This window comes from Pigmentiphaga litoralis, assembly GCF_014651835.1.
In the GTDB taxonomy this organism is placed as follows: Bacteria; Pseudomonadota; Gammaproteobacteria; order Burkholderiales; family Burkholderiaceae_B; genus Pigmentiphaga; species Pigmentiphaga litoralis.
The window spans coordinates 188786-207591 of sequence record NZ_BMXQ01000002.1 but is presented as its reverse complement, the minus strand read 5'-3'; the positions used below and the strand labels follow the sequence as shown (position 1 = coordinate 207591).

The window sequence follows — 18806 nt, the reverse complement described above, 5'->3', positions numbered from 1 at the left end:
GGCTTGCGCCTCTTCCCCTTTTCGCGCCATTTCCCTCATCATGTCCTCCCGCCTGCCCCGCGCTGCGCTGCTTTGTGCCGTCTTCCCCCTGCTGGTCCTTGCCGGTTGCGGCAGTGATGACGACGACAGCAATCCGGAACGCAGCGTGGGCTCGCTCAAGCTGATCGGCCAGCAGGTGCTGCCCCGCCGCGGCGAGTTCCAGGGCACGGTCGTGGGCGGCCTGTCGGGCATCGACTACGACGCGGCGCGCCAGCGCTATGTGTTCATCTCGGATGACCGCACCACCACCGACTCGCCCACCCCGCCGCGCATGTACACCGGCGCGCTGACCTTCAACGCCACGACCTTCTCGTCGGTGCAGATGCAGTCGACCTTCACGATGAAGCAGCCCGGCGGCGCGGTTTATCCGAAGGTGCCCGATCCGCTGGTGGCCGACCCCGAGTCGGTCCGGGTCGACCCGGTCAGCGGCAACTATGTGTGGACCAGCGAAGGCGATCGCACCCTGGCCAGCGGCACGACGGCTGAACGCCTGATCAACCCGTTCATTCGCGAGATCCGGCCGGACGGCACCCATGTGCGTGAGTACACCCTGCCCAGCATGTTCCAGATGGCGCGCACCGAAAAAGGCGCGCGCGGCAACCTGGCGTTTGAAGGGCTGGCGTTCACACCCGACTCGCTCAGCACAGCCGTGCTGATGGAAGGCCCGCTGTTCGAAGACGGCCCCGCACCGTCCGTGACCGCCGGTGGCCTGGCGCGCCTGACCGTGTTCAATCGCGCAGCAGGCGTGGCCGTCTCGCAATACGTCTACCCAGTCGACAAGGTGCAGGTTGCGCCGGTGCCGGCCGACCAGTTCTCGGTCAGCGGCGCGACCGAAATCCTGGCCATCACCAACACCCGCTTCCTGGTGCTGGAGCGCAGCTTTTCGGTTGGCGTGACGGGCAACCAGATCCGCCTGTACGAAGTCGACATCAGCAAGGCCAGCAACGTGCTCAACACCACGTCATTGACGGGAGCGGCCTACACGCCCCTGACCAAACGCCTGGTGCTGGATTTCGAAACGCTCAAGACCCAGCTGGGCGGCATTGCCAATCTGGAAGGCATGACATTCGGCCCCAAACTGCCCAATGGTCATGACTCGCTGGTGATCGTTGCGGATGACAACTTCCCGACCGCCGACTCGGCCACGGATCGCAACCAGATCATCGTGTTCGACGTGCAGCCGTAACAGGACAGGGGACAGGGAACAGGGGACAGGCGGGCGACGCCGCCCGCCTGTCTGCACACAAATCCGAATTTCATGCGCCCGGCGGCATCATGCCCGCCGAGCGCATCAGCATCCGGAACAGCCAGGCCACCACGCCCAGCGCCGCGACGCTGCCTCCCCAGATGAGCAGCAGCCACCCCATGCGTTTCCACCAGGGGCGCTGGATGTCGTTGATCGTGTCGGCGGTTTTGGTTGATGTGTTCTTCTCGGTCATCAGTGGTACCCCTCGCCGTGCCGCACCTTGCCGCGGAACACGTAATAGCTCCAGGCCGTGTAGGCCAGGATCACCGGAATGATCAGCAGCGCACCCACCAGCGCAAAACCCATGCTTTGCGGCGGTGACGCCGCCTGCCAGATCGTGATCGACGGCGGGATCGCATTGGGCCACAGGCTGATGCCCAGCCCTGTGTAGCCCAGGAACACCAGGGCCAGCGCAGAGACGAACGGGCGGGCATGCGACTCGGTCCGCAAGGACCGCAGCAGCGACACCAGCGCGACCGCCACCAGGACCGGCACGGGCGCGAACCAGAAAAGATTGGGCAGGGTGAACCAGCGTTCGGCGATCGCCGAATGGGCCAGTGGCGTCCAGATACTGATCGCCACCACGAAGCCGAACACCGCCAAGGCCGCGACACGTGTCAGCCGCCGCATGCGCGCCTGCAGCTCGCCTTCGGTCTTCATGACCAGCCAGGTACTGCCCAGCAGCGCATAGGCCGCGATCAGGGCCACCCCCGTGAACAGGCTGAACGGGGTCAGCCAGTCGTAGGCGCCCCCCGCAAAGGCCCCGTCTTTGACCGGAATGCCGTTGATATACGCCCCCAGCGTCACGCCCTGGAAAAAGGTCGCAAGCAGTGATCCGCCGATGAATGCCTTGTCCCAGAAGTGCCGGCGATTGTCGCTCGCCTTGAAGCGGAATTCGAAGGCCACGCCGCGAAACACCAGACCGATCAGCATCAGGATGACCGGCAGGTAGAGCGCGCTCAACACCACCGCATAGGCCAGCGGAAACGCGGCCAGCAGGCCCGCGCCGCCCAGCACCAGCCAGGTCTCGTTCCCATCCCACACCGGCGCCACGGTGTTCATCATCACGTCGCGGTCGTGGCGATCCGGCATGAACGGAAACAGCAGGCCGATGCCCAGATCGAAGCCATCCATCACCACATACATCATCACGCCGAACACGATGATCAGCGCCCAGATCAGCGCAAGGTCGATACCCATGGCGTCAGCTCCCGGTCGTGTGGGTGGAAGGCGTCGCATCGGCCGCGGCCGACAGCGGGCGCATCTGCTGGCGTTCTTCGCCGGGCCCGCCCAGGGGCGGTTGGGCGCCTTCGAAAGACGACGGTCCCTTGCCGATCAGCCGCAGCACGAAGGCCGTCCCTGCGCCGAACACGACGAAGTACACCACCACGAAAAGCGCCAGCGTTACGCTCATCTGGATGGCATCGTGCTTCGAGACCGCGTCGGCCGTACGCATCACACCATAGACCACCCAAGGCTGTCGGCCGATTTCGGTCGTGTACCAGCCGGCCAGGATCGCCAGGATGCCCGCCGGACCCATCGCCACCGCGAACCGGAAAAAGCCGCGCGAGGTATACAGCCGCCCGCGCCAGCGCAGCCACGCACTCCAGAGTCCGAGCAGGATCATGAGCAGGCCAAGGCCGACCATGGTCCGGAAGGACCAGAACACCACCGTGGAATTGGGCCGGTCTTCTTTCGCGAAGTCCTTGAGCACAGGCAGTTCGCCCGTCAGGCTGTGGGTCAGGATCAGGCTGCCCAGCTTCGGAATCTCGACGGCGTATCGCGTTTCTTCCCGCTCCATGTCGGGCAGGCCGAACAGGATCAGCGGCACGCCTTCACCTGGCGGCGACTTTTCCCAATGTCCTTCGATCGCCGCGATCTTGGCCGGCTGATGCTTGAGCGTGTTCAATCCGTGCAGGTCGCCGATCACCGCCTGCAGCGGCGCAACAATAAGCGCCATCCACATGGCCATGGACAACATCTTGCGCACCGCCCTGCTGTCATTGCCCTTGAGCAGATGCCACGCGCCCGAGGCGCCCACCATCAGCGCCGTGGCCAGAAAGGCGGCGACGCCCATGTGCGCGAGCCGATACGGAAACGACGGGTTGAAGATAATGGCCAACCAGTCCTGCGGCACGATGCGCCCGTCGATGATCGCGTGGCCCTGCGGCGTCTGCATCCAGCTGTTGGACGAGATGATCCACGTCATCGAGATCAGGGTGCCGACCGCCACCATGATGGTAGAAAAGAAATGCAGGCCCGGCCCGACGCGGCTCCAGCCGAAGAGCATGACGCCCAGAAAGCCTGCTTCAAGAAAGAACGCAGTCAGGACTTCATACGCGAGCAACGGACCGGTCACGCTGCCGGCGAACGTGGAAAAGTAGCTCCAGTTGGTGCCGAACTGATAGGACATGACCAGTCCGGACACCACACCCATGCCGAAGTTGACGGCAAATATCTTGAGCCAGAAGTGATACAGGTCGCGATAGAAAGCGCGGCGGGTCTTGAGCCAGCAGCCTTCGAGCACGGCCAGGTAACTGGCCAGCCCGATGGTGATCGCTGGAAAGATGATGTGGAACGAGATGGTGAATCCGAACTGGATACGCGCCAGTTCCAATGCGGTAAGGCCAAACATTCTGATCTCCATGCAAGGCGGCGCCTGCCGTGGCAGCTGTCTGGATGCCAGCCAGAAGCATGCCGCGACAGGAAGAAACCTCCGCCCTCGCGGCCCGATCAGGGCGTCGGCTTGCCGCCTGTCACGCCATAAACCTCGCCCGTCGTAAAGCTCGACTCTTGCGAAGCCAGCAGCACATACACCGGCGCCAGCTCGGCCGGTTGACCCGGGCGTTTCATCGGCAACTGCTCACCAAAATGCACGACCTTTTCTGGTGGCTGGCCACCGGTCGGTTGCAGCACGGTCCAGAACGGGCCCGGGGCGACGGCGTTCACCCGGATGCCGCGCGGCGCCATCTGTTCGGCCAGCGCCTTGGTAAAGCCGACGATAGCGGCCTTGGTGGACGCATAGTCCAGCAGGCCGCCAGACGGCTGATACGACTGGATCGACGCGGTGTTGATGATGGTCGCGCCTGGCGGCATCAGTGGCACGGCGGCCTTGCACAGCCAGAAGAGCGCATACACATTGGTCTTGAACGTGGCGTCGAACTGTTCGGTGGTGATGTCTTCGATCGTTTCCTGCGTCAACTGCTTGCCGCCCACGTTGACCAGAATGTCGAGCCCGCCCAGCGCTTTGCTCGCATTGGCGATCAAGGACTTGCAGAAGGACTCGCTGGTCAGGTCGCCCGGCAGCGGAAAGGCCTTGCGGCCGGCTTCCTCGATCAGTTGCACGACCTCTTTTGCATCGGGCTCTTCTTCGGGCAGATAGTTGATGGCGACATCGGCGCCTTCGCGCGCAAAGGCAATGGCCACGGCGCGGCCGATGCCCGAGTCACCGCCGGTAATCAGCGCCTTGCGGCCCGCCAGACGGCCAAAGCCGCGATAGGTTTTCTCGCCATGATCGGGCGGGGGATTCATTTTCATGTCCAGCCCGGGCTCGGGCTGTTCCTGCTTGGGGAACGGCGGCTGCGGGTACTGGGTCAGCGGATTTTGCATTGCATATTGGTTGGGGGTCTGGTCATTCGACATCAGAAGGCTCCTGAATGGGTTGGGTGAAGACGCGGCGCGAGGCAGCACGGGCGCCGGGATGAACGTCGCCCCGCGCGCCAGCGGCCGGTCAGTCCTTGTCGTTCGTGCGCTGGCCGCCCACGGGACCGCCCTGGCGGGCCGTGCCCTGCTCCAGGTCGCCGTCGCCGGCCGCTTTCTCGGGCTGGCTGTGGGCGCGAGTACGGGCTGCATCGGCGTACTCATCCGTACCGGGCAAGGTGCCAACCCGTGCCTGCGACTCTTCGGCCGCCACGGCCTGGTCGAAACCAGGCTGGTCATGACGCTCGGCGCGCGGCACGTTGTCCATGGTGGACACAGGCGGATCGTCGGCGTCCACGTGTTTGGGCCGGGGCGCGCCGCCGGTCATGTCGGGTTGGTCGGCAAGGCGTTCCTTGACGAGGGGATTGATGGTGTCTGGCATGGTGTTTCCTTATCTCCTGGATGACCTTTTCCAGCACATAGCGTGCCGTCCGCCGGGCACAGAATCTGCGCAGGAAGGCTCACCATCGTTCATCGCTGCGTCTTCCTCATGCCTGTCGCTACCGCTGTCGCTGCATCGTCCCCTGCCCGCAAGGCCCCGCCCCGCCGCGCCACCAAGGCGCCGTCCCGCCGTCCGGGATCGTCCCGCGCTGCATCGGGCCGAGCGTCCTTCGCGACCTACAAGGCCGACATCGGGCGCCTGCTGCGCGACGTGTTCGGGCTGGAACGGCTGCGCGAAGGTCAGTCGGCGGTCATCGACCGGGTCCTGCGCGGCAAGCACACGGTGGCTGTCATGCCGACCGGTGCGGGCAAGTCGCTGTGCTACCAGTTGCCGGCCTTGATGCTGCCGGGGTGCACGGTGGTCGTCACCCCATTGATTGCGCTGATGAAAGACCAGTGCGACAAGCTGCGCGCCCTGGGTATCGCCGCGGTGCAGCTGAACAGCGCGATTGAATCCGACGAGGCCCGCCAGACCGAGGCAGCCATTGCCGACGGGTCCGCGCGCATCGTGTTCACCACGCCCGAACGACTGGGTTCGCCCGACATCGTGGAGGCCTTGTCGGCCCATGCGATCAGCCTGCTGGTGGTGGATGAAGCCCATTGCATCTCGCAGTGGGGCCATGATTTCCGGCCCGCCTTTCTGGAGATCGGGGCGGCGGCGCGTGCGCTGGGCAGCCCGCCGGTGCTGGCGCTGACGGCCACGGCCACGCAGGAAGTCATCGCAGATCTGACACAACAATTGCAGATGCAAGACGCGGCGGTGATCAACACCGGCGTCTTCCGCCCCAACCTGCACTACGCCGTCGAGACGGTCACCGACGAACAGGCCAAGCTGTCCCGCGTTCGCGACCTGGTGCAGCGCACCGAAGGCGCCGGTATGGTCTATTGCGCCACGGTCGCCGCGGTGGAACAGGTCTACAGCGCGCTGGCCGAAACCGGTGAGTCGGTGGGCCGCTACCACGGCCGCATGGGCTCGGCGCAGCGGCGGGCCAGCCAGGACGCGTTCATGACGGGCGACGTCCGCGTCATGGTCGCCACCAATGCCTTCGGACTGGGCGTGGACAAATCCGACATCCGTTTCGTCATCCATTTCCAGACGCCGTCGGGCCTGGACGCCTATTACCAGGAATCTGGCCGCGGCGGGCGCGATGGCGACGTGGCGCAGTGCACCCTGCTGTTCCATGACAAGGATCAGGCCGTGCAGCGCTTCTTCATGGCGGGCAAATATCCGTCGGCCGATGACGTGGGCGCGGTCTACGCAGCCCTGCTCCATCCCCCGGAAACCGCCGCGGCAGGCTGGACCACCGATGCGCTGTGCGAGCATCTGGAACGCCCACGCAGCAAGGTGCAGGTGTCGATCAGCCTGCTGCTGGACCACGAAGTCATCGTCAAGGACAGGCAGGGCCACCTGCGTGTGGCGATCGCAGAAGTGGTGGATCGCGACCTGCAGGCGCTGGCTGCGGCCTACCGCGAAAAGCGGGAACACGACCGCGCCATGCTCGAAGAAATGGTGGCGTATGCCCATAGCGGCGCATGCCGCTGGCAGGCGCTGCTGGCGCATTTCGATGCGACATCGGAAAGTGGCCCCTGCGGCACCTGCGACAGCTGCCGCCGGATCGCCGCGGCATCGGCCCGCCAGGCCGTGGAAAACGCGGTGCAGACGCCTGGCGACGCCAGCATCCGCGTGAGCCGCGACGACGCCCTGATGGCACGACGCGGCGGGGGCATGGGCGGTGTGGCCGCCAATGCCGCCCATGACCGGTCGGGCAGGGCGAGCGGCCCGGTGCAGTCCGTGGACACCGCCGCCGTCAAAGCGGATACCGCCGCCGTGCCGGGGACACCGGCCGCGACCGCCCCACCCGCCGCGGCCGACAAACCCCGTCCCCCCTTCGCCCCGGGCGACATCGTCAGCGTGCGCCGTCATGGCACCGGCACCGTTGAACGGGTGGACGCGGACACCATCACCGTGTCATTCGAGGACGGCGCGCATCGCGCGTTCGTGGCGAGCTTCGTGCAGCCAGCCGAGCGTGTCACCAGCGCCTGATGCCGTCCTTTTGCAACCCTGACAGGAGCACTCAATGAAATTGCAAGGCAAACGCGCGTTGATCACGGGCGCCGATTCGGGCATTGGCCAGGCCATCGCCGCCCTGTTTGCGCAGGAAGGCGCCGACGTCGCCATCACCTATCACACCGACAAGGACGGCGCCGAGGAAACCCGCCGCCTGATCGAAGCCGCCGGCCGCCGCGCCATCGTGATCCAGGGCGACGTGGGCGACTCGGCATCGGTCGAACGCACCTTTGACGAGGTAATCAACACCTTCGGCAGCCTGGATATCCTGGTGAACAACGCCGGCAAGGGCATGGGCGGCGTCCCGGTCGTCGACCTGACCGACGAACAGGTCGAACTGATCCTGCGCACGGATTTGATGGGCCCGCTGTTCTGCTGCCGCGCCTTCATCAAGCGTCGCCGCGCCGCCGGGCCGGGCGGGCGCATCGTCAACATCTCGTCGGTCGCGCAGCACCTGCCCACACCGGAAAGCGCCCCCTACGGCATGGCCAAGGCGGGTGTCGGATCACTGGCCCGCAGCCTGTCGCGTGAACTGGCCGAAGACAAGATCAACGTGAACAACATTGCGCCGGGACTGATCCAGACGCCCATGACGCAGGAACGCCTGGACGATCCGGAAAAGAAGGCCGAGTCGATGAAGGCGATTCCGTGGCACCGCCCGGGCCAGCCCGAAGAAATTGCCCGCCTGGCCCTGTTCCTGGCGTCCGACGACGGCGATTACGTGACCGGTCAGACCTGGACCATGGATGGCGGACTGACCATGCAGTGGGGCGGCGCCTGACCGGCCGGCCTGCCCGCACCGGGTAGTTTCCCTGACAGCGGCCGCGGCAACCCCGCGGCCGCTGTGCTACAAAGCCAGCACTTGCTCGCTACCCCCAGCGACGCGTCCTTCGCCGCCTTGATCCGCTCCGCGGCACTTACAAACAAATATAAATCCGGCCCGCCCTTGAAACAGGGCAACACCGTCCCTATAATTAGCACTCGATCGCATAGAGTGCTAACAGCGACGGACGCCCTGCATCCGCCTGCCCCACCACTGCGATCCGGTGTCCGCGGCGCCTTGCGTGTCCGGACTGCCGATCCTGGCTGACTCAGCCCCTTTTTCCAATTCATACGTCAATTTTCGTATATCAGGAGTTTGTATGGCCCTCCGTCCCCTGCAGGATCGCGTGATCCTCAAGCGTCTCGACAACGTGCGTACAACCGCTTCGGGCATCGTGATCCCTGAAAGCGCTGCTGAAAAGCCTGATCAAGGCGAAGTCCTGGCTGTCGGTCCTGGCAAGAAGAGTGACGACGGCAAGGTAAGCCCGGTTGACCTTAAGGTCGGCGACAAGGTCCTGTTCGGAAAGTACGCCGGCCAGACCGTCAAGATCGACGGCGAAGAACTGATTGTTATCCGCGAAGAAGAAATCCTGGCAGTGATCCAGTAAGCGCCTGCCGCGCTCTGCTGTGTTGATCACCCGATTTCGCTTCTAGACCCCTACTCAAGGAACATCCATGGCTGCTAAACAAGTTGTATTCGGCGACGACGCACGTGCCCGCATCGTCCGCGGCGTCAACGTTCTCGCGAACGCCGTCAAAGTCACCCTCGGCCCGAAAGGCCGTAACGTCGTGCTCGAGCGTTCGTTCGGCGCCCCCACCGTCACGAAAGACGGCGTGTCGGTCGCGAAAGAAATCGAACTGAAAGACAAGTACGAAAACCTTGGCGCCCAGCTCGTCAAGGAAGTGGCTTCCAAGACCAGCGACAACGCCGGTGACGGTACCACCACCGCAACCGTGCTGGCCCAGTCGATCGTCCTGGAAGGTCTGAAGTACGTGACCGCCGGCCTGAACCCGATGGACCTGAAGCGCGGCATCGACAAGGCCGTGACTGCCGCCATCGCCGAACTCAAGAACATCAGCCGTCCTTGCGCCACCAGCAAGGAAATCGCTCAAGTCGGTTCGATCTCGGCCAACAGCGACAGCTCGATCGGCCAGATCATCGCTGACGCGATGGACAAGGTCGGCAAGGAAGGCGTCATCACCGTTGAAGACGGCAAGTCGCTCGAAAACGAACTGGACGTCGTCGAAGGCATGCAATTCGACCGCGGCTACCTGTCGCCTTACTTCATCAACAGCCCGGAAAAGCAAGTTGCCGCGCTGGAAGACCCGTTCATCCTGATCCACGACAAGAAGATCAGCAACATCCGCGAACTGCTGCCGGTGCTGGAACAAGTCGCCAAGCAAAGCCGTCCGCTGCTGATCATCGCCGAAGACGTCGAAGGCGAAGCCCTGGCAACGCTGGTGGTCAACAACATCCGTGGCATCCTGAAGACCACCGCCGTGAAGGCTCCTGGCTTTGGCGATCGTCGCAAGGCGCTGCTCGAAGACATCGCCATCCTGACCGGCGGTACCGTGATCTCGGAAGAGACCGGCCTGTCGCTCGAGAAGGCAACCCTGGCTGAACTCGGCCAGGCCAAGCGCATCGAAGTGGCGAAAGAAAACACTACGATCATCGACGGCGCTGGCGACGGCAAGAACATCGAAGCGCGCGTCAAGCAAGTGCGTGCCCAGATCGAAGAAGCCACGTCGGACTACGACCGTGAAAAGCTGCAAGAGCGCGTGGCCAAGCTGGCCGGCGGTGTTGCCGTGATCAAGGTTGGCGCAGCCACCGAAGTCGAAATGAAGGAAAAGAAGGCCCGCGTCGAAGACGCCCTGCACGCTACCCGTGCAGCCGTTGAAGAAGGCGTGGTTCCTGGCGGCGGCGTGGCACTGATCCGTGCCAAGCAAGCCATTCTGGGCCTGAAGGGCGACAACGCCGATCAGGACGCAGGTATCAAGATCATCCTGCGCGCCATCGAAGAGCCGCTGCGCACCATCGTGTCGAACGCTGGCGACGAGCCTAGCGTCATCGTCAACGCGGTGCTGGCTGGCAAGGGCAACTACGGCTACAACGCACAGACCGGCGAATACGGCGACATGATCGAATTCGGCGTGCTGGACCCGACCAAGGTCACGCGTACCGCGCTGCAAAACGCAGCATCGGTGGCCTCGCTGCTGCTGACGACGGAAGCCATCGTGGTTGAAGTGGCCGACGACAAGGCACCTGCCGGCGGCATGGGCGGCGGCGGAATGGGCGGCATGGGTGGCATGGGCGGCATGGACTTCTAAGTCCCGCTTCCTTTACGCGACACCTCTGTACGACCTCCCCGGGCTTGCCCGGGGGCTGCACGACAAAAAACCCTCGACTCCGGTCGAGGGTTTTTTTATGGGCGCGTCAGCCGGCTCACCGCCCGAATCTGCTTGCCTGCAAGGCATTCCCCCGTCCATGATGGGCGCTGGTAAACGCCTACTTCGCGAGACGCCCGCCCACCATGTCCTACCGCACCCGCTTCGAATCGCTGGGCTACGTGTTTCCCGACCTGAAGACGCTGATGGCCAAGGCGTCTCCGGCGCGGTCGGGCGACCAACTGGCGGGGCTGGCGGCGTCGACGTACGAAGAACGGATGGCGGCGCGCATTGCGCTGGCCGACGTGCCGCTGCGCGACTTTCTGCAGAACGTGCTGATCCCCTATGAGATCGACGAAGTCACGCGGCTGATCATCGATACCCATGACCTTGCCGCCTTTGCGCCGATCAGCCACTTCACGGTGGGTGACTTTCGCAACTGGCTGCTGCTGGACACTACCGATAGCGCGGCCCTGACCGCCGCCGCGCCGGGCATCACCCCCGAAATGGCCGCCGCGGTGAGCAAGCTGATGCGCAACCAGGACCTGGTGCTGGCCGCACGCAAGTGCAGTGTCATTACGCGCTTTCGGAACACGATCGGGCTGCCGGGCCGGCTGTCGGTGCGCTTGCAGCCCAACCATCCGACCGACGACGTCGCGGGCATTGCGGCCAGCATGCTCGACGGCCTGCTGTACGGCGCGGGCGATGCCGTGGTGGGCATCAATCCGGCCAGCGATTCGCTGACCGCGCTGACCCGGCTGTGGCAGATGCTGGACGACGTGCGCGCCCGGTTCGAGATCCCGACACAGACCTGTGTGCTGACCCACGTGACGACGCAGATCCAGGCGATCGAGCGGGGCGCGCCGATCGACCTGGTCTTCCAGTCGGTGGCGGGCACCGAAGGCGCGAACAAGGGCTTTGGCGTCACACTGGACCTGCTGCGCGAAGCGCGGGCGGCGGCGCTGTCGCTCAATCGTGGCACGTTGGGCGACAACGTCATGTACCTGGAAACCGGCCAGGGCAGCGCGCTCTCGTCGGGGTCGCACCACGGGGTGGATCAGCAGACCTGCGAAGCGCGCGCCTACGCCGTGGCCCGCGAACTGAAGCCGCTGCTGACCAATTCCGTGGTCGGCTTCATTGGTCCGGAATACCTGTACGACGGCAAGCAGATCATCCGCGCCGGCCTGGAAGACCACTTCTGCGCCAAGCTGCTGGGCGTGCCCATGGGCTGCGACATCTGCTACACCAATCATGCCGAAGCCGACCAGGACGACATGGACACGCTGCTGACCATGCTGGGCGCGGCAGGCATCACCTTCATCATGGGTGTGCCCGGCGCCGACGACATCATGCTGAACTACCAGAGCACGTCCTTCCACGACGCGATCTACCTGCGCACTGTGCTCGGCCTGAAACGCGCGCCGGAGTTCGAAGCTTGGCTGGAAAAAATGGCGATTACCGATACCACCGGCCGGTTGCGGGACGTGGGGGCGGGTCACGCGCTGCTCCAGCAGTTGCCGGATCTGTCGCAGAGCCGATAGGAGTCACGATATGAGCAGCCTTGAATCCCGTCAGTCGACGGAGCCGGAGGAGCCCAAGCAGACGCTGAACGAGCGGTCGGTTCAGGAGCCATCCTCGGCCGAGCAGTCCGTCTCTGCGCAACCGGCATCGCAGCAGTCTGCGCCTGGGCTGTCCTTGCCCGAACCGTCCTTGGCCGTCCGGACGGGCGACGCGCCTGTCGACGACCCACTCGTCCAGTCCGACCCATGGGACGCGCTGCGCGCGCATACGTCGGCCCGCATCGCCATCGGCCGCGTTGGCGGCAGCCTGCCCAGCGCCGAGGTGCTGCGCTTTGGCCTGGCCCATGCACGGGCGCGCGATGCCGTGCACCATCCCCTGGACAGCGCCGACCTGGCCACGCGCCTGCGGGCAGCGGGCTTTCGTGTCGCCCAGGTCCGCAGCCAGGCCCCCGACCGGCAGACCTACCTGCTTCGGCCTGACCTGGGCCGGCGGCTGGACGAGGCCGACCGCGAGGCCTTGCTGGCCGCGCCGCCCGCGCCGGAACTCGCCTTTGTGGTGGCCGACGGTCTGTCGACCTTCGCCGTTGAACGTCACGCCCTGCCCTTGCTGGAAGCCCTGCGCGAGCGGTTTACAACCGACTGGGCCGCTACCCCCGTCGTCATGGTGGACCAGGGCCGCGTGGCGGTGGGGGACGACATTGGCGAGGCGCTGCAAGCCCGCCTGGTGGTCGTGCTGGTGGGAGAGCGCCCGGGGCTGACGTCGCCCGACAGCCTGGGCATCTACTTCACCTACCAGCCCCGCACCGGGCGCATGGACAGCGAACGCAACTGCATATCCAACGTGCGGCCGGAAGGCCTGCCGGTCCATGCAGCCGCCGACAAGCTCAGCCATATGCTGCGGCAGTCGCTGACCCTGCAACTTAGCGGGGTGGGACTGAAGGACGAGAGCGAACCGGCCCCTGCCCTGGAGGCAGACGCGGCCGCCGATCCGGCAACGCTCGAGCGGCCGTAAGACGCGGCGTGGTCAAGGCGTTGACCCGCGATCCACGGATGTCGATCGAGGCGAAGTCCCCGTGTACCTGGCGACCTGGGCACGTAGCGAAGGTGCACATCGACGCGCGCGCCCGACCGCTGCGCCGCAGCGCAGGGTTCCTACGGGTATTACCTAGCCGCCTGGAAGACTACGATCTGACACGCCCGCGCGCGGCGCGCGTCTTTGATTGTCCAGACAAAGGTGGGATACTCGTCCCGTCCATCGACGCCCTGCGCGTCATTCTTTCTTTTTCCGGAATCCGCTTCCCAGGAGAACCCCCGTGGTCGATTTCGTACTCAATGGCAAGCCCGTCTCCGCAGACGTGGCGGACGACAAGCCCCTGCTGTGGATCATCCGTGAAGACTTCAATCTGACCGGCACCAAATACGGTTGCGGCGTCGCCCAGTGCGGCGCCTGTACGGTGCATCTGAACGGCGCGCCGACACGTTCGTGTGTGCTGCCGGCCGCGGCCGTGGCCGGCATGCAGGTCACGACCATCGAAGGCGTGGCTGCCACGGCCGAAGGCAAGGCGCTCAGCGCCGCCTGGGTCGCGCAGCAGGCCCCGCAGTGCGGCTACTGCCAGTCGGGCCAGATCATGACGGCCGCCGGCCTGCTGAAGGACGCCAAAGGTCCCCTGACCCGCGACGCCGTGCTCGAAGGCATGGCCGGCAATCTGTGCCGCTGCGGTACCTACAACCAGATCGCCGCTGCCGTCATCAGCGTGCACAAGGCTTCGGCCTGAGCCGACGGGAGCAGCACATGGACATCAAGAACGTTTCCCGCCGCCGTTTCATCGTTGGCGCCGGCGCCTTTTCGGTAGGCATCGCCTTTGGCCCGCTGGCCGCGTTGAACGACGCGCAGGCCGCGGATGCCGCCACCGCCGCGGCACCGTCAGGCGGCTTTCGCCCGGTCGCCTGGGTCAGCATCTCGCCCGACAACATCGCCACCATCTACTCGCCCGCGTCCGAAATGGGCCAGGGCACGATGACGGCCATTCCGATGATCTTTGCGGAAGAAATGAATCTGGACTGGAGCCGCGTGCGTGTCGAGCAGGCGCCCACGGACGCCAAGCGTTTCGGCAATCCGGCTTTCGGCGGTGGCCTGGTGACGGGGTCGTCCCGCACCATCAAGGGCTACTACGAGTCGCTGCGCCTGGCCGGCCTGCAGGCGCGCCTGGTCATGATCGACGCCGCGGCCCAGGCCTGGAAGGTCCCGGCCAACGAGATCCGGGCCGAAAAAAGCACGCTGGTGCACACGCCCACGGGCCGCCGCGTGACCTATGGAGAGATCGCCGCGACCGCGCAGGCTCCCGCTGCCCTGCCCAAGGTCGACAAGACCATGCTCAAGCCGATGTCGGAATTCACGATCATCGGCACCGACCCCATGCGGGTGGACGTCGCGTCCAAGGCCGATGGCACGGCGGTCTACGGCCTGGACATCCGCCGCCCCGGCATGGTGTGGGCCGCGATCCGCTACGCACCCGTACAGGGTGAACAACCGGTCAAGGTCAACGACACCGCCGCGCGCGCCGTCAAGGGCGTCAAGCAGGTCGTCACCCTACCACAGGCCGTGGCCGTGGTGGCCGATTCGTTCGCGACGGCACGCAAGGCCCGCGATCTGCTCGAGGTGACCTGGACCACGACGTCCCAGGCACGCACCTACGACAGCGACGTGGTGCTGAAGGAATATGTCAAACGCGCCGAGAACCTGGACGATGCCGGCACCGTCTGGCACAAGAGTGGCGACGTGGCCGCAGCCCAGTCCGGCGTGGCGCGCACCTTCAAGGCCACCTACACCAGCGACCACGTCGCGCAGTTCACGATGGAACCCATGAACTGCACCGCGCTCGTCACGGGCGACACGATCGAACTCTGGGTGCCATCGCAAGTGCCCAGCGTGGTGATCGGCACCGTGGCCGCGGCGGCCGGGTTCAAGCCCGAGAACATCAAGGTCAACATCACGCTGCTGGGCGGTGGCTACGGCCGCCGCGCCGAAGCCGACTACACGATCGAGGCCGCACAACTGGCCAAGGCCATGCCCGGCGTGCCGGTGCAGATGATCTGGACGCGCGAAGACGATTTCCAGCGCTCCAAGCCGCGCCCCCTGACCGCGCACCATGTGGTCGCGGGCGTGGATGGCAACGGCAAGCTGCAAAGCCTGCGCCACCGCACGGTGTCGGAAAGCATCTACGCGCGGACCTCGCCGGCCATCTTCAAGGCGGCGGGCGGCAAGGACGCGCCGGTCATGGAAGGGGCGGACGGCGTCTACGGCATTCCCGCGACGCTGGTGGAACACGTGCGCGACGAACGCGGCGTGGACGTGAGCTACTGGCGCGGCGTGGGCGCCGGCTACCAGAAATTCGTGATGGAAACGCTGGTGGACGAGATTGCCGCCGAAACGAAGCAGGATCCGCTCAAGATCCGCATGGACCTGACGCAAGGATCCCCGCGTGCCCAAGCCGTGCTGCGCACCGCGGCCGACATGGCCGGCTGGAGCACGCCCCGCGCGAACGGCCGTGCGCTGGGCATGGCCTTCTCGGACGCCTGGAACACCTTCATTGCGATGGTGGTCGAAGTGTCGATGAAGGACGGCAAACCCGTCGTGCATCAGATGTGGGCGGCGGTCGATTGCGGACACGCGATCATGCCGCGCAACGTCCGGGCGCAGGTGGAAGGCGCGGCCATCTTCGGGCTGTCGGCCGCCTTGGGCGAGACCCTGAGCTACAAGGCGGGGCAGGTCCAGCAGAGCAATCTGACGGATTACCCGATCCTGCGGGCCGACGCGACGCCGCTGGTGGAGATCAAGGTCTTGCCGACCGACAATCCCCCGGGCGGTATCGGCGAGGTGGGTCTGCCACCCGTGGCGCCTGCGGTGGCCAACGCCATGGCCAGGCTGACCGGCAAACGCGTGCGCAGCCTGCCCTTCCCGCAAGTGGCTTGAGGACGCACGCCGAGTCCAGGCCAGCCGCGGTCAACCTGGCCGCGGCTGGCCCCCACGCGGCGGTCAGTCGACCGTTGCGCCCGACGCCTTCACCACGGTTGCCCACTGGTTGACTTCGGCCTTGATGAAGTTGCCGAACTCGGTGGGTGTCGTCTTGATCCATACCGCACCCAGGTCCTTGAAGGACTTTTGCACGGCAGGGTCATCCATGGCCTTGACGACGGCCGTATTCACTTTGGTGACGACATCGGCCGGCGTACCGGCCGGCGCGATCAGCCCAAACCACGACGACACATCGAAATTCGGGAAACCCGACTCGGCCATGGTGGGCAGTTCAGGCGCCGTGGCCGACCGTTCTTTGGTGGTCACCGCCAGGGCGCGCAGCTTGCCGGCCTGAACCTGCGGCCACGACGACGGCATGTTGTCGAACATGTATTGCGTCTGGTTGCCGATCAGGTCGGTCACGGCCGGCGCGCTGCCCTTGTACGGCACATGCTGGATGTTCAGGCCGGACTGCAGCTTGAACAGCTCGCCCGCCATGTGGATCGACGTGCCGCTGCCCGACGACGCGTACGACACCTTGGCCGCGTTGGTCTTGAGGTAGCTGACCAGTTCCTGCACCGACTTGGCCGGCACGGCGGGATTCACGACCAGCAGGTTGGGCACCTTGACGACCAGCGCGATCGGGGTGAAGTCCTTGTTCAGGTCGAAGCTCAGGTTCTTGTACAGGGTCTGGTTGATGGCGCTGGTGACGGCGACCATGTACAGCGTGTAGCCATCGGGCTTGGCGCGCGCGACCTGTTCGGCCGCAATGTTGCTGCCCGCGCCCGGCTTGTTCTCGACCACGAAGCTTTGCCCCAGGGCGTCGGTCAGGGCCTTGGAGATGATGCGCGCGGCAATGTCGGTCGAGCCGCCCGCGGCAAATCCCACCACCACCCGCACCGGCCTGTCAGGATAGTCCGCGGCAGCCGGCGCCGCCCAGGCCGCCGCCATCATTGCCACGAGCGCCCACCGCGCCGCGTGCTTTTTTACGGTTCCATGACACGTGTCGGAATTGCCCATCGTCAGTCTCCATCCTTGTCTGTTTGCCGCGCGGTGATCCGCGGGCGCGCCGCTTGTGCAGGCATCCTGACGACTATAGCCCCACGGACGGGGTTCGCGACAGGCGGGCAAACGAGCAAGGACAGACCTGTCCCGGGTACGCCGCCACCGTCCTGCAACTGACACCCGTTCGGTCAGCAATTGCCTGTATCCTGCTGCCACCTGACAGCTTCTGGCCGCAACCCCGACATGAACACCCCACCCGGACACTCTCCCTTCAAAAGCAAAGGCGGCCTGCAGCGGGTGGCGCGCGCGCTGCAATATTCGCTGCAGGGCCTGCGCGCGGCGTTCAAGCACGAAGCCGCCTTTCGCCAGGAAGCTGCGCTGGCCGTGGTCATGGTGCCGGCCGCCTTCTGGCTCGGGCGCGACCTGCTGGAAATCATCGTTCTGCTGGCAACCATCGTGCTCGTGCTGGTGACCGAACTGCTCAATTCGGCCGTGGAAGCCGTGGCCGATGCGCTGACGGTCGAGCCGCATCCGCTGATCGGCCGGGCCAAGGACATCGGCAGCGCAGCGGTCATGGTGATGCTGATGTTCGCGGGCATCGTGTGGTTCGCGGTGGCGGCCGACCGCTGGAACTGGTTCGGCTGAAACAGGCCGGATTTAGCGCATTGCCCGGTTGCTCCTACAATGGCGCGGTTGAACACCCCTCGCACGGCGCTCCCGATGTCATTCACCCAAAAGCTCGCCCAGGCCTGGTCGGCCTCCGATTCCCTGTTGACCGTGGGTCTCGACCCCGATCCGGCGCGGTTTCCCGCCGATCTGAAAGGTCGCCAGGACCGCATCTTCGACTTCTGCCGCGACATCGTCGACGCCAGCGCCCCCTATGCGTCCGCCTTCAAGCCGCAGATCGCCTACTTTGCCGCCCAGCGCGCCGAAGACCAGCTCGAAGCCCTCTGTGCGCACATCCGCCAGGCCCATCCCACGATTCCGGTCGTGCTTGACGCCAAGCGCGGCGACATCGGATCCACCGCCGAGCAGTACGCGATCGAAGCCTTCGAGCGCTACCAGGCCGACGCCGTCACCGTCAGCCCCTACATGGGCGCGGATTCGGTCGAACCGTATTTTGCGTTTCCGGATCGCGGCGTGTTCGTCCTGTGCCGCACCTCCAACCCCGGCGGGTCCGACCTGCAATTCCTGGAAACCGACGGCGAACCGCTGTACTTGCGCGTCGCCAGCCTGGTCGCCGACAAATGGAACCGCCATGGCCAATGCGGCCTGGTGGTTGGCGCCACCTTCCCTGCCGAACTCGCCGCCGTGCGCGCCCGTGTCGGCGCCGACATGCCCCTGCTGGTGCCCGGTGTCGGCGCCCAGGGCGGCGACGTCCTGGCGACCGTCCAGGCCGGCTGCAACGCGGCTGGCACCGGCATGCTGATCAACTCGTCACGGGCGATCCTGTACGCCAGCCAGGGCGACGACTGGCGCGACGCCGCCAAGGCCATGGCCCTGCAGACGCGGGATGCGATCAATGGGGCTCGAGCGCAGAAGGGCTGACCTTGGCAGGGCGCGGCG

Annotated in this window: 17 protein-coding genes; 11 read left to right on the top strand and 6 right to left on the bottom strand. The window is 65.6% G+C overall.

Going from position 1 to position 18806, the window contains the following annotated elements; genetic code table 11:
- Positions 1-40: 40 nt before the first annotated feature.
- Positions 41-1225, top strand: a complete 1185-nt coding sequence (locus tag IE116_RS19485; RefSeq protein ID WP_189614934.1) for an esterase-like activity of phytase family protein — start codon at positions 41-43, stop codon at positions 1223-1225.
- A 70-nt stretch (positions 1226-1295) separates the two neighbouring features.
- Here the strand turns inward: IE116_RS19485 and IE116_RS25985 are convergent, their stop codons facing one another.
- The 5 genes from IE116_RS25985 to IE116_RS19460 form a co-directional block, all read right to left on the bottom strand.
- Entirely contained in the window at positions 1296-1478 is a 183-nt protein-coding gene (locus IE116_RS25985) for a DUF2474 domain-containing protein (RefSeq protein ID WP_189614933.1), read from the bottom strand.
- Positions 1478-2485 (bottom strand): cytochrome d ubiquinol oxidase subunit II, encoded by a 1008-nt coding sequence (gene cydB, locus IE116_RS19475; protein ID WP_189614932.1) that lies wholly within the window; start codon positions 2483-2485, stop codon positions 1478-1480. The genes IE116_RS25985 and cydB overlap by 1 nt, the downstream gene beginning before the upstream one ends.
- A gap of 4 nt (positions 2486-2489) precedes the next feature.
- A complete protein-coding gene (locus IE116_RS19470; protein WP_189614931.1) occupies positions 2490-3920 on the bottom strand; it encodes a cytochrome ubiquinol oxidase subunit I in 1431 nt (476 codons plus the stop codon).
- Between the two features lie 98 nt (positions 3921-4018).
- Positions 4019-4927, bottom strand: coding sequence for an SDR family oxidoreductase (locus tag IE116_RS19465; protein WP_189614930.1), 909 nt, complete (start codon positions 4925-4927; stop codon positions 4019-4021).
- A gap of 88 nt (positions 4928-5015) precedes the next feature.
- Positions 5016-5366, bottom strand: coding sequence for a hypothetical protein (locus IE116_RS19460; protein ID WP_189614929.1), 351 nt, complete (start codon positions 5364-5366; stop codon positions 5016-5018).
- 108 nt (positions 5367-5474) lie between these two features.
- Between IE116_RS19460 and IE116_RS19455 the strand changes: the two genes are divergently transcribed.
- The 8 genes from IE116_RS19455 (at position 5475) to IE116_RS19420 (ending at position 16193) form a co-directional block, all read left to right on the top strand.
- Positions 5475-7469, top strand: coding sequence for a RecQ family ATP-dependent DNA helicase (locus IE116_RS19455; RefSeq protein WP_189614928.1), 1995 nt, complete (start codon positions 5475-5477; stop codon positions 7467-7469).
- Positions 7470-7503: 34 nt separating this feature from the next.
- Positions 7504-8274 carry an SDR family NAD(P)-dependent oxidoreductase gene (locus tag IE116_RS19450; RefSeq protein ID WP_189614927.1) on the top strand — a complete coding sequence of 257 codons (771 nt, stop codon included), beginning with the start codon at positions 7504-7506 and terminating at the stop codon, positions 8272-8274.
- Between the two features lie 361 nt (positions 8275-8635).
- Complete coding sequence (locus IE116_RS19445; protein WP_179588997.1) at positions 8636-8923, top strand: co-chaperone GroES; 288 nt, start codon at positions 8636-8638, stop codon at positions 8921-8923.
- A gap of 67 nt (positions 8924-8990) precedes the next feature.
- The gene (gene groL, locus IE116_RS19440) at positions 8991-10643 is read left to right on the top strand and encodes a chaperonin GroEL (RefSeq protein ID WP_189614926.1); all 1653 of its coding nucleotides are present in this window, start codon (positions 8991-8993) and stop codon (positions 10641-10643) included.
- A 203-nt stretch (positions 10644-10846) separates the two neighbouring features.
- Positions 10847-12241 carry an ethanolamine ammonia-lyase subunit EutB gene (locus IE116_RS19435; protein WP_189614925.1) on the top strand — a complete coding sequence of 465 codons (1395 nt, stop codon included), beginning with the start codon at positions 10847-10849 and terminating at the stop codon, positions 12239-12241.
- A 10-nt stretch (positions 12242-12251) separates the two neighbouring features.
- Positions 12252-13232 (top strand): ethanolamine ammonia-lyase subunit EutC, encoded by a 981-nt coding sequence (gene eutC / locus IE116_RS19430; protein WP_189614924.1) that lies wholly within the window; start codon positions 12252-12254, stop codon positions 13230-13232.
- A 301-nt stretch (positions 13233-13533) separates the two neighbouring features.
- Positions 13534-13995 (top strand): (2Fe-2S)-binding protein, encoded by a 462-nt coding sequence (locus IE116_RS19425; protein ID WP_179588993.1) that lies wholly within the window; start codon positions 13534-13536, stop codon positions 13993-13995.
- A gap of 17 nt (positions 13996-14012) precedes the next feature.
- Positions 14013-16193 (top strand): xanthine dehydrogenase family protein molybdopterin-binding subunit, encoded by a 2181-nt coding sequence (locus IE116_RS19420; protein ID WP_189614923.1) that lies wholly within the window; start codon positions 14013-14015, stop codon positions 16191-16193.
- A 63-nt stretch (positions 16194-16256) separates the two neighbouring features.
- Here the strand turns inward: IE116_RS19420 and IE116_RS19415 are convergent, their stop codons facing one another.
- Entirely contained in the window at positions 16257-17189 is a 933-nt protein-coding gene (locus tag IE116_RS19415) for a tripartite tricarboxylate transporter substrate binding protein (RefSeq protein ID WP_189615773.1), read from the bottom strand.
- Positions 17190-17483: 294 nt separating this feature from the next.
- Here IE116_RS19415 and IE116_RS19410 point away from each other — a divergent pair, with 294 nt between their 5' ends.
- Both IE116_RS19410 and pyrF read left to right on the top strand, forming a co-directional pair.
- Entirely contained in the window at positions 17484-17885 is a 402-nt protein-coding gene (locus tag IE116_RS19410) for a diacylglycerol kinase (RefSeq protein ID WP_189614922.1), read from the top strand.
- A 75-nt stretch (positions 17886-17960) separates the two neighbouring features.
- Entirely contained in the window at positions 17961-18788 is an 828-nt protein-coding gene (gene pyrF / locus IE116_RS19405; protein WP_189614921.1) for an orotidine-5'-phosphate decarboxylase, read from the top strand.
- The last annotated feature ends 18 nt before the right edge of the window (positions 18789-18806 follow it).

Coding starts and splice junctions, on each gene's coding strand:
- IE116_RS19465 (WP_189614930.1), bottom strand. CDS start 4,927: ATGTCGAATGACCAGACCCCCAACCAATATGCAATGCAAAATCCGCTG.
- IE116_RS25985 (WP_189614933.1), bottom strand. CDS start 1,478: ATGACCGAGAAGAACACATCAACCAAAACCGCCGACACGATCAACGAC.
- IE116_RS19450 (WP_189614927.1), top strand. CDS start 7,504: ATGAAATTGCAAGGCAAACGCGCGTTGATCACGGGCGCCGATTCGGGC.
- cydB (WP_189614932.1), bottom strand. CDS start 2,485: ATGGGTATCGACCTTGCGCTGATCTGGGCGCTGATCATCGTGTTCGGC.
- IE116_RS19445 (WP_179588997.1), top strand. CDS start 8,636: ATGGCCCTCCGTCCCCTGCAGGATCGCGTGATCCTCAAGCGTCTCGAC.
- pyrF (WP_189614921.1), top strand. CDS start 17,961: ATGTCATTCACCCAAAAGCTCGCCCAGGCCTGGTCGGCCTCCGATTCC.
- IE116_RS19470 (WP_189614931.1), bottom strand. CDS start 3,920: ATGTTTGGCCTTACCGCATTGGAACTGGCGCGTATCCAGTTCGGATTC.
- IE116_RS19460 (WP_189614929.1), bottom strand. CDS start 5,366: ATGCCAGACACCATCAATCCCCTCGTCAAGGAACGCCTTGCCGACCAA.
- IE116_RS19410 (WP_189614922.1), top strand. CDS start 17,484: ATGAACACCCCACCCGGACACTCTCCCTTCAAAAGCAAAGGCGGCCTG.
- eutC (WP_189614924.1), top strand. CDS start 12,252: ATGAGCAGCCTTGAATCCCGTCAGTCGACGGAGCCGGAGGAGCCCAAG.
- IE116_RS19415 (WP_189615773.1), bottom strand. CDS start 17,189: ATGATGGCGGCGGCCTGGGCGGCGCCGGCTGCCGCGGACTATCCTGAC.
- groL (WP_189614926.1), top strand. CDS start 8,991: ATGGCTGCTAAACAAGTTGTATTCGGCGACGACGCACGTGCCCGCATC.
- IE116_RS19435 (WP_189614925.1), top strand. CDS start 10,847: ATGTCCTACCGCACCCGCTTCGAATCGCTGGGCTACGTGTTTCCCGAC.
- IE116_RS19485 (WP_189614934.1), top strand. CDS start 41: ATGTCCTCCCGCCTGCCCCGCGCTGCGCTGCTTTGTGCCGTCTTCCCC.
- IE116_RS19455 (WP_189614928.1), top strand. CDS start 5,475: ATGCCTGTCGCTACCGCTGTCGCTGCATCGTCCCCTGCCCGCAAGGCC.
- IE116_RS19420 (WP_189614923.1), top strand. CDS start 14,013: ATGGACATCAAGAACGTTTCCCGCCGCCGTTTCATCGTTGGCGCCGGC.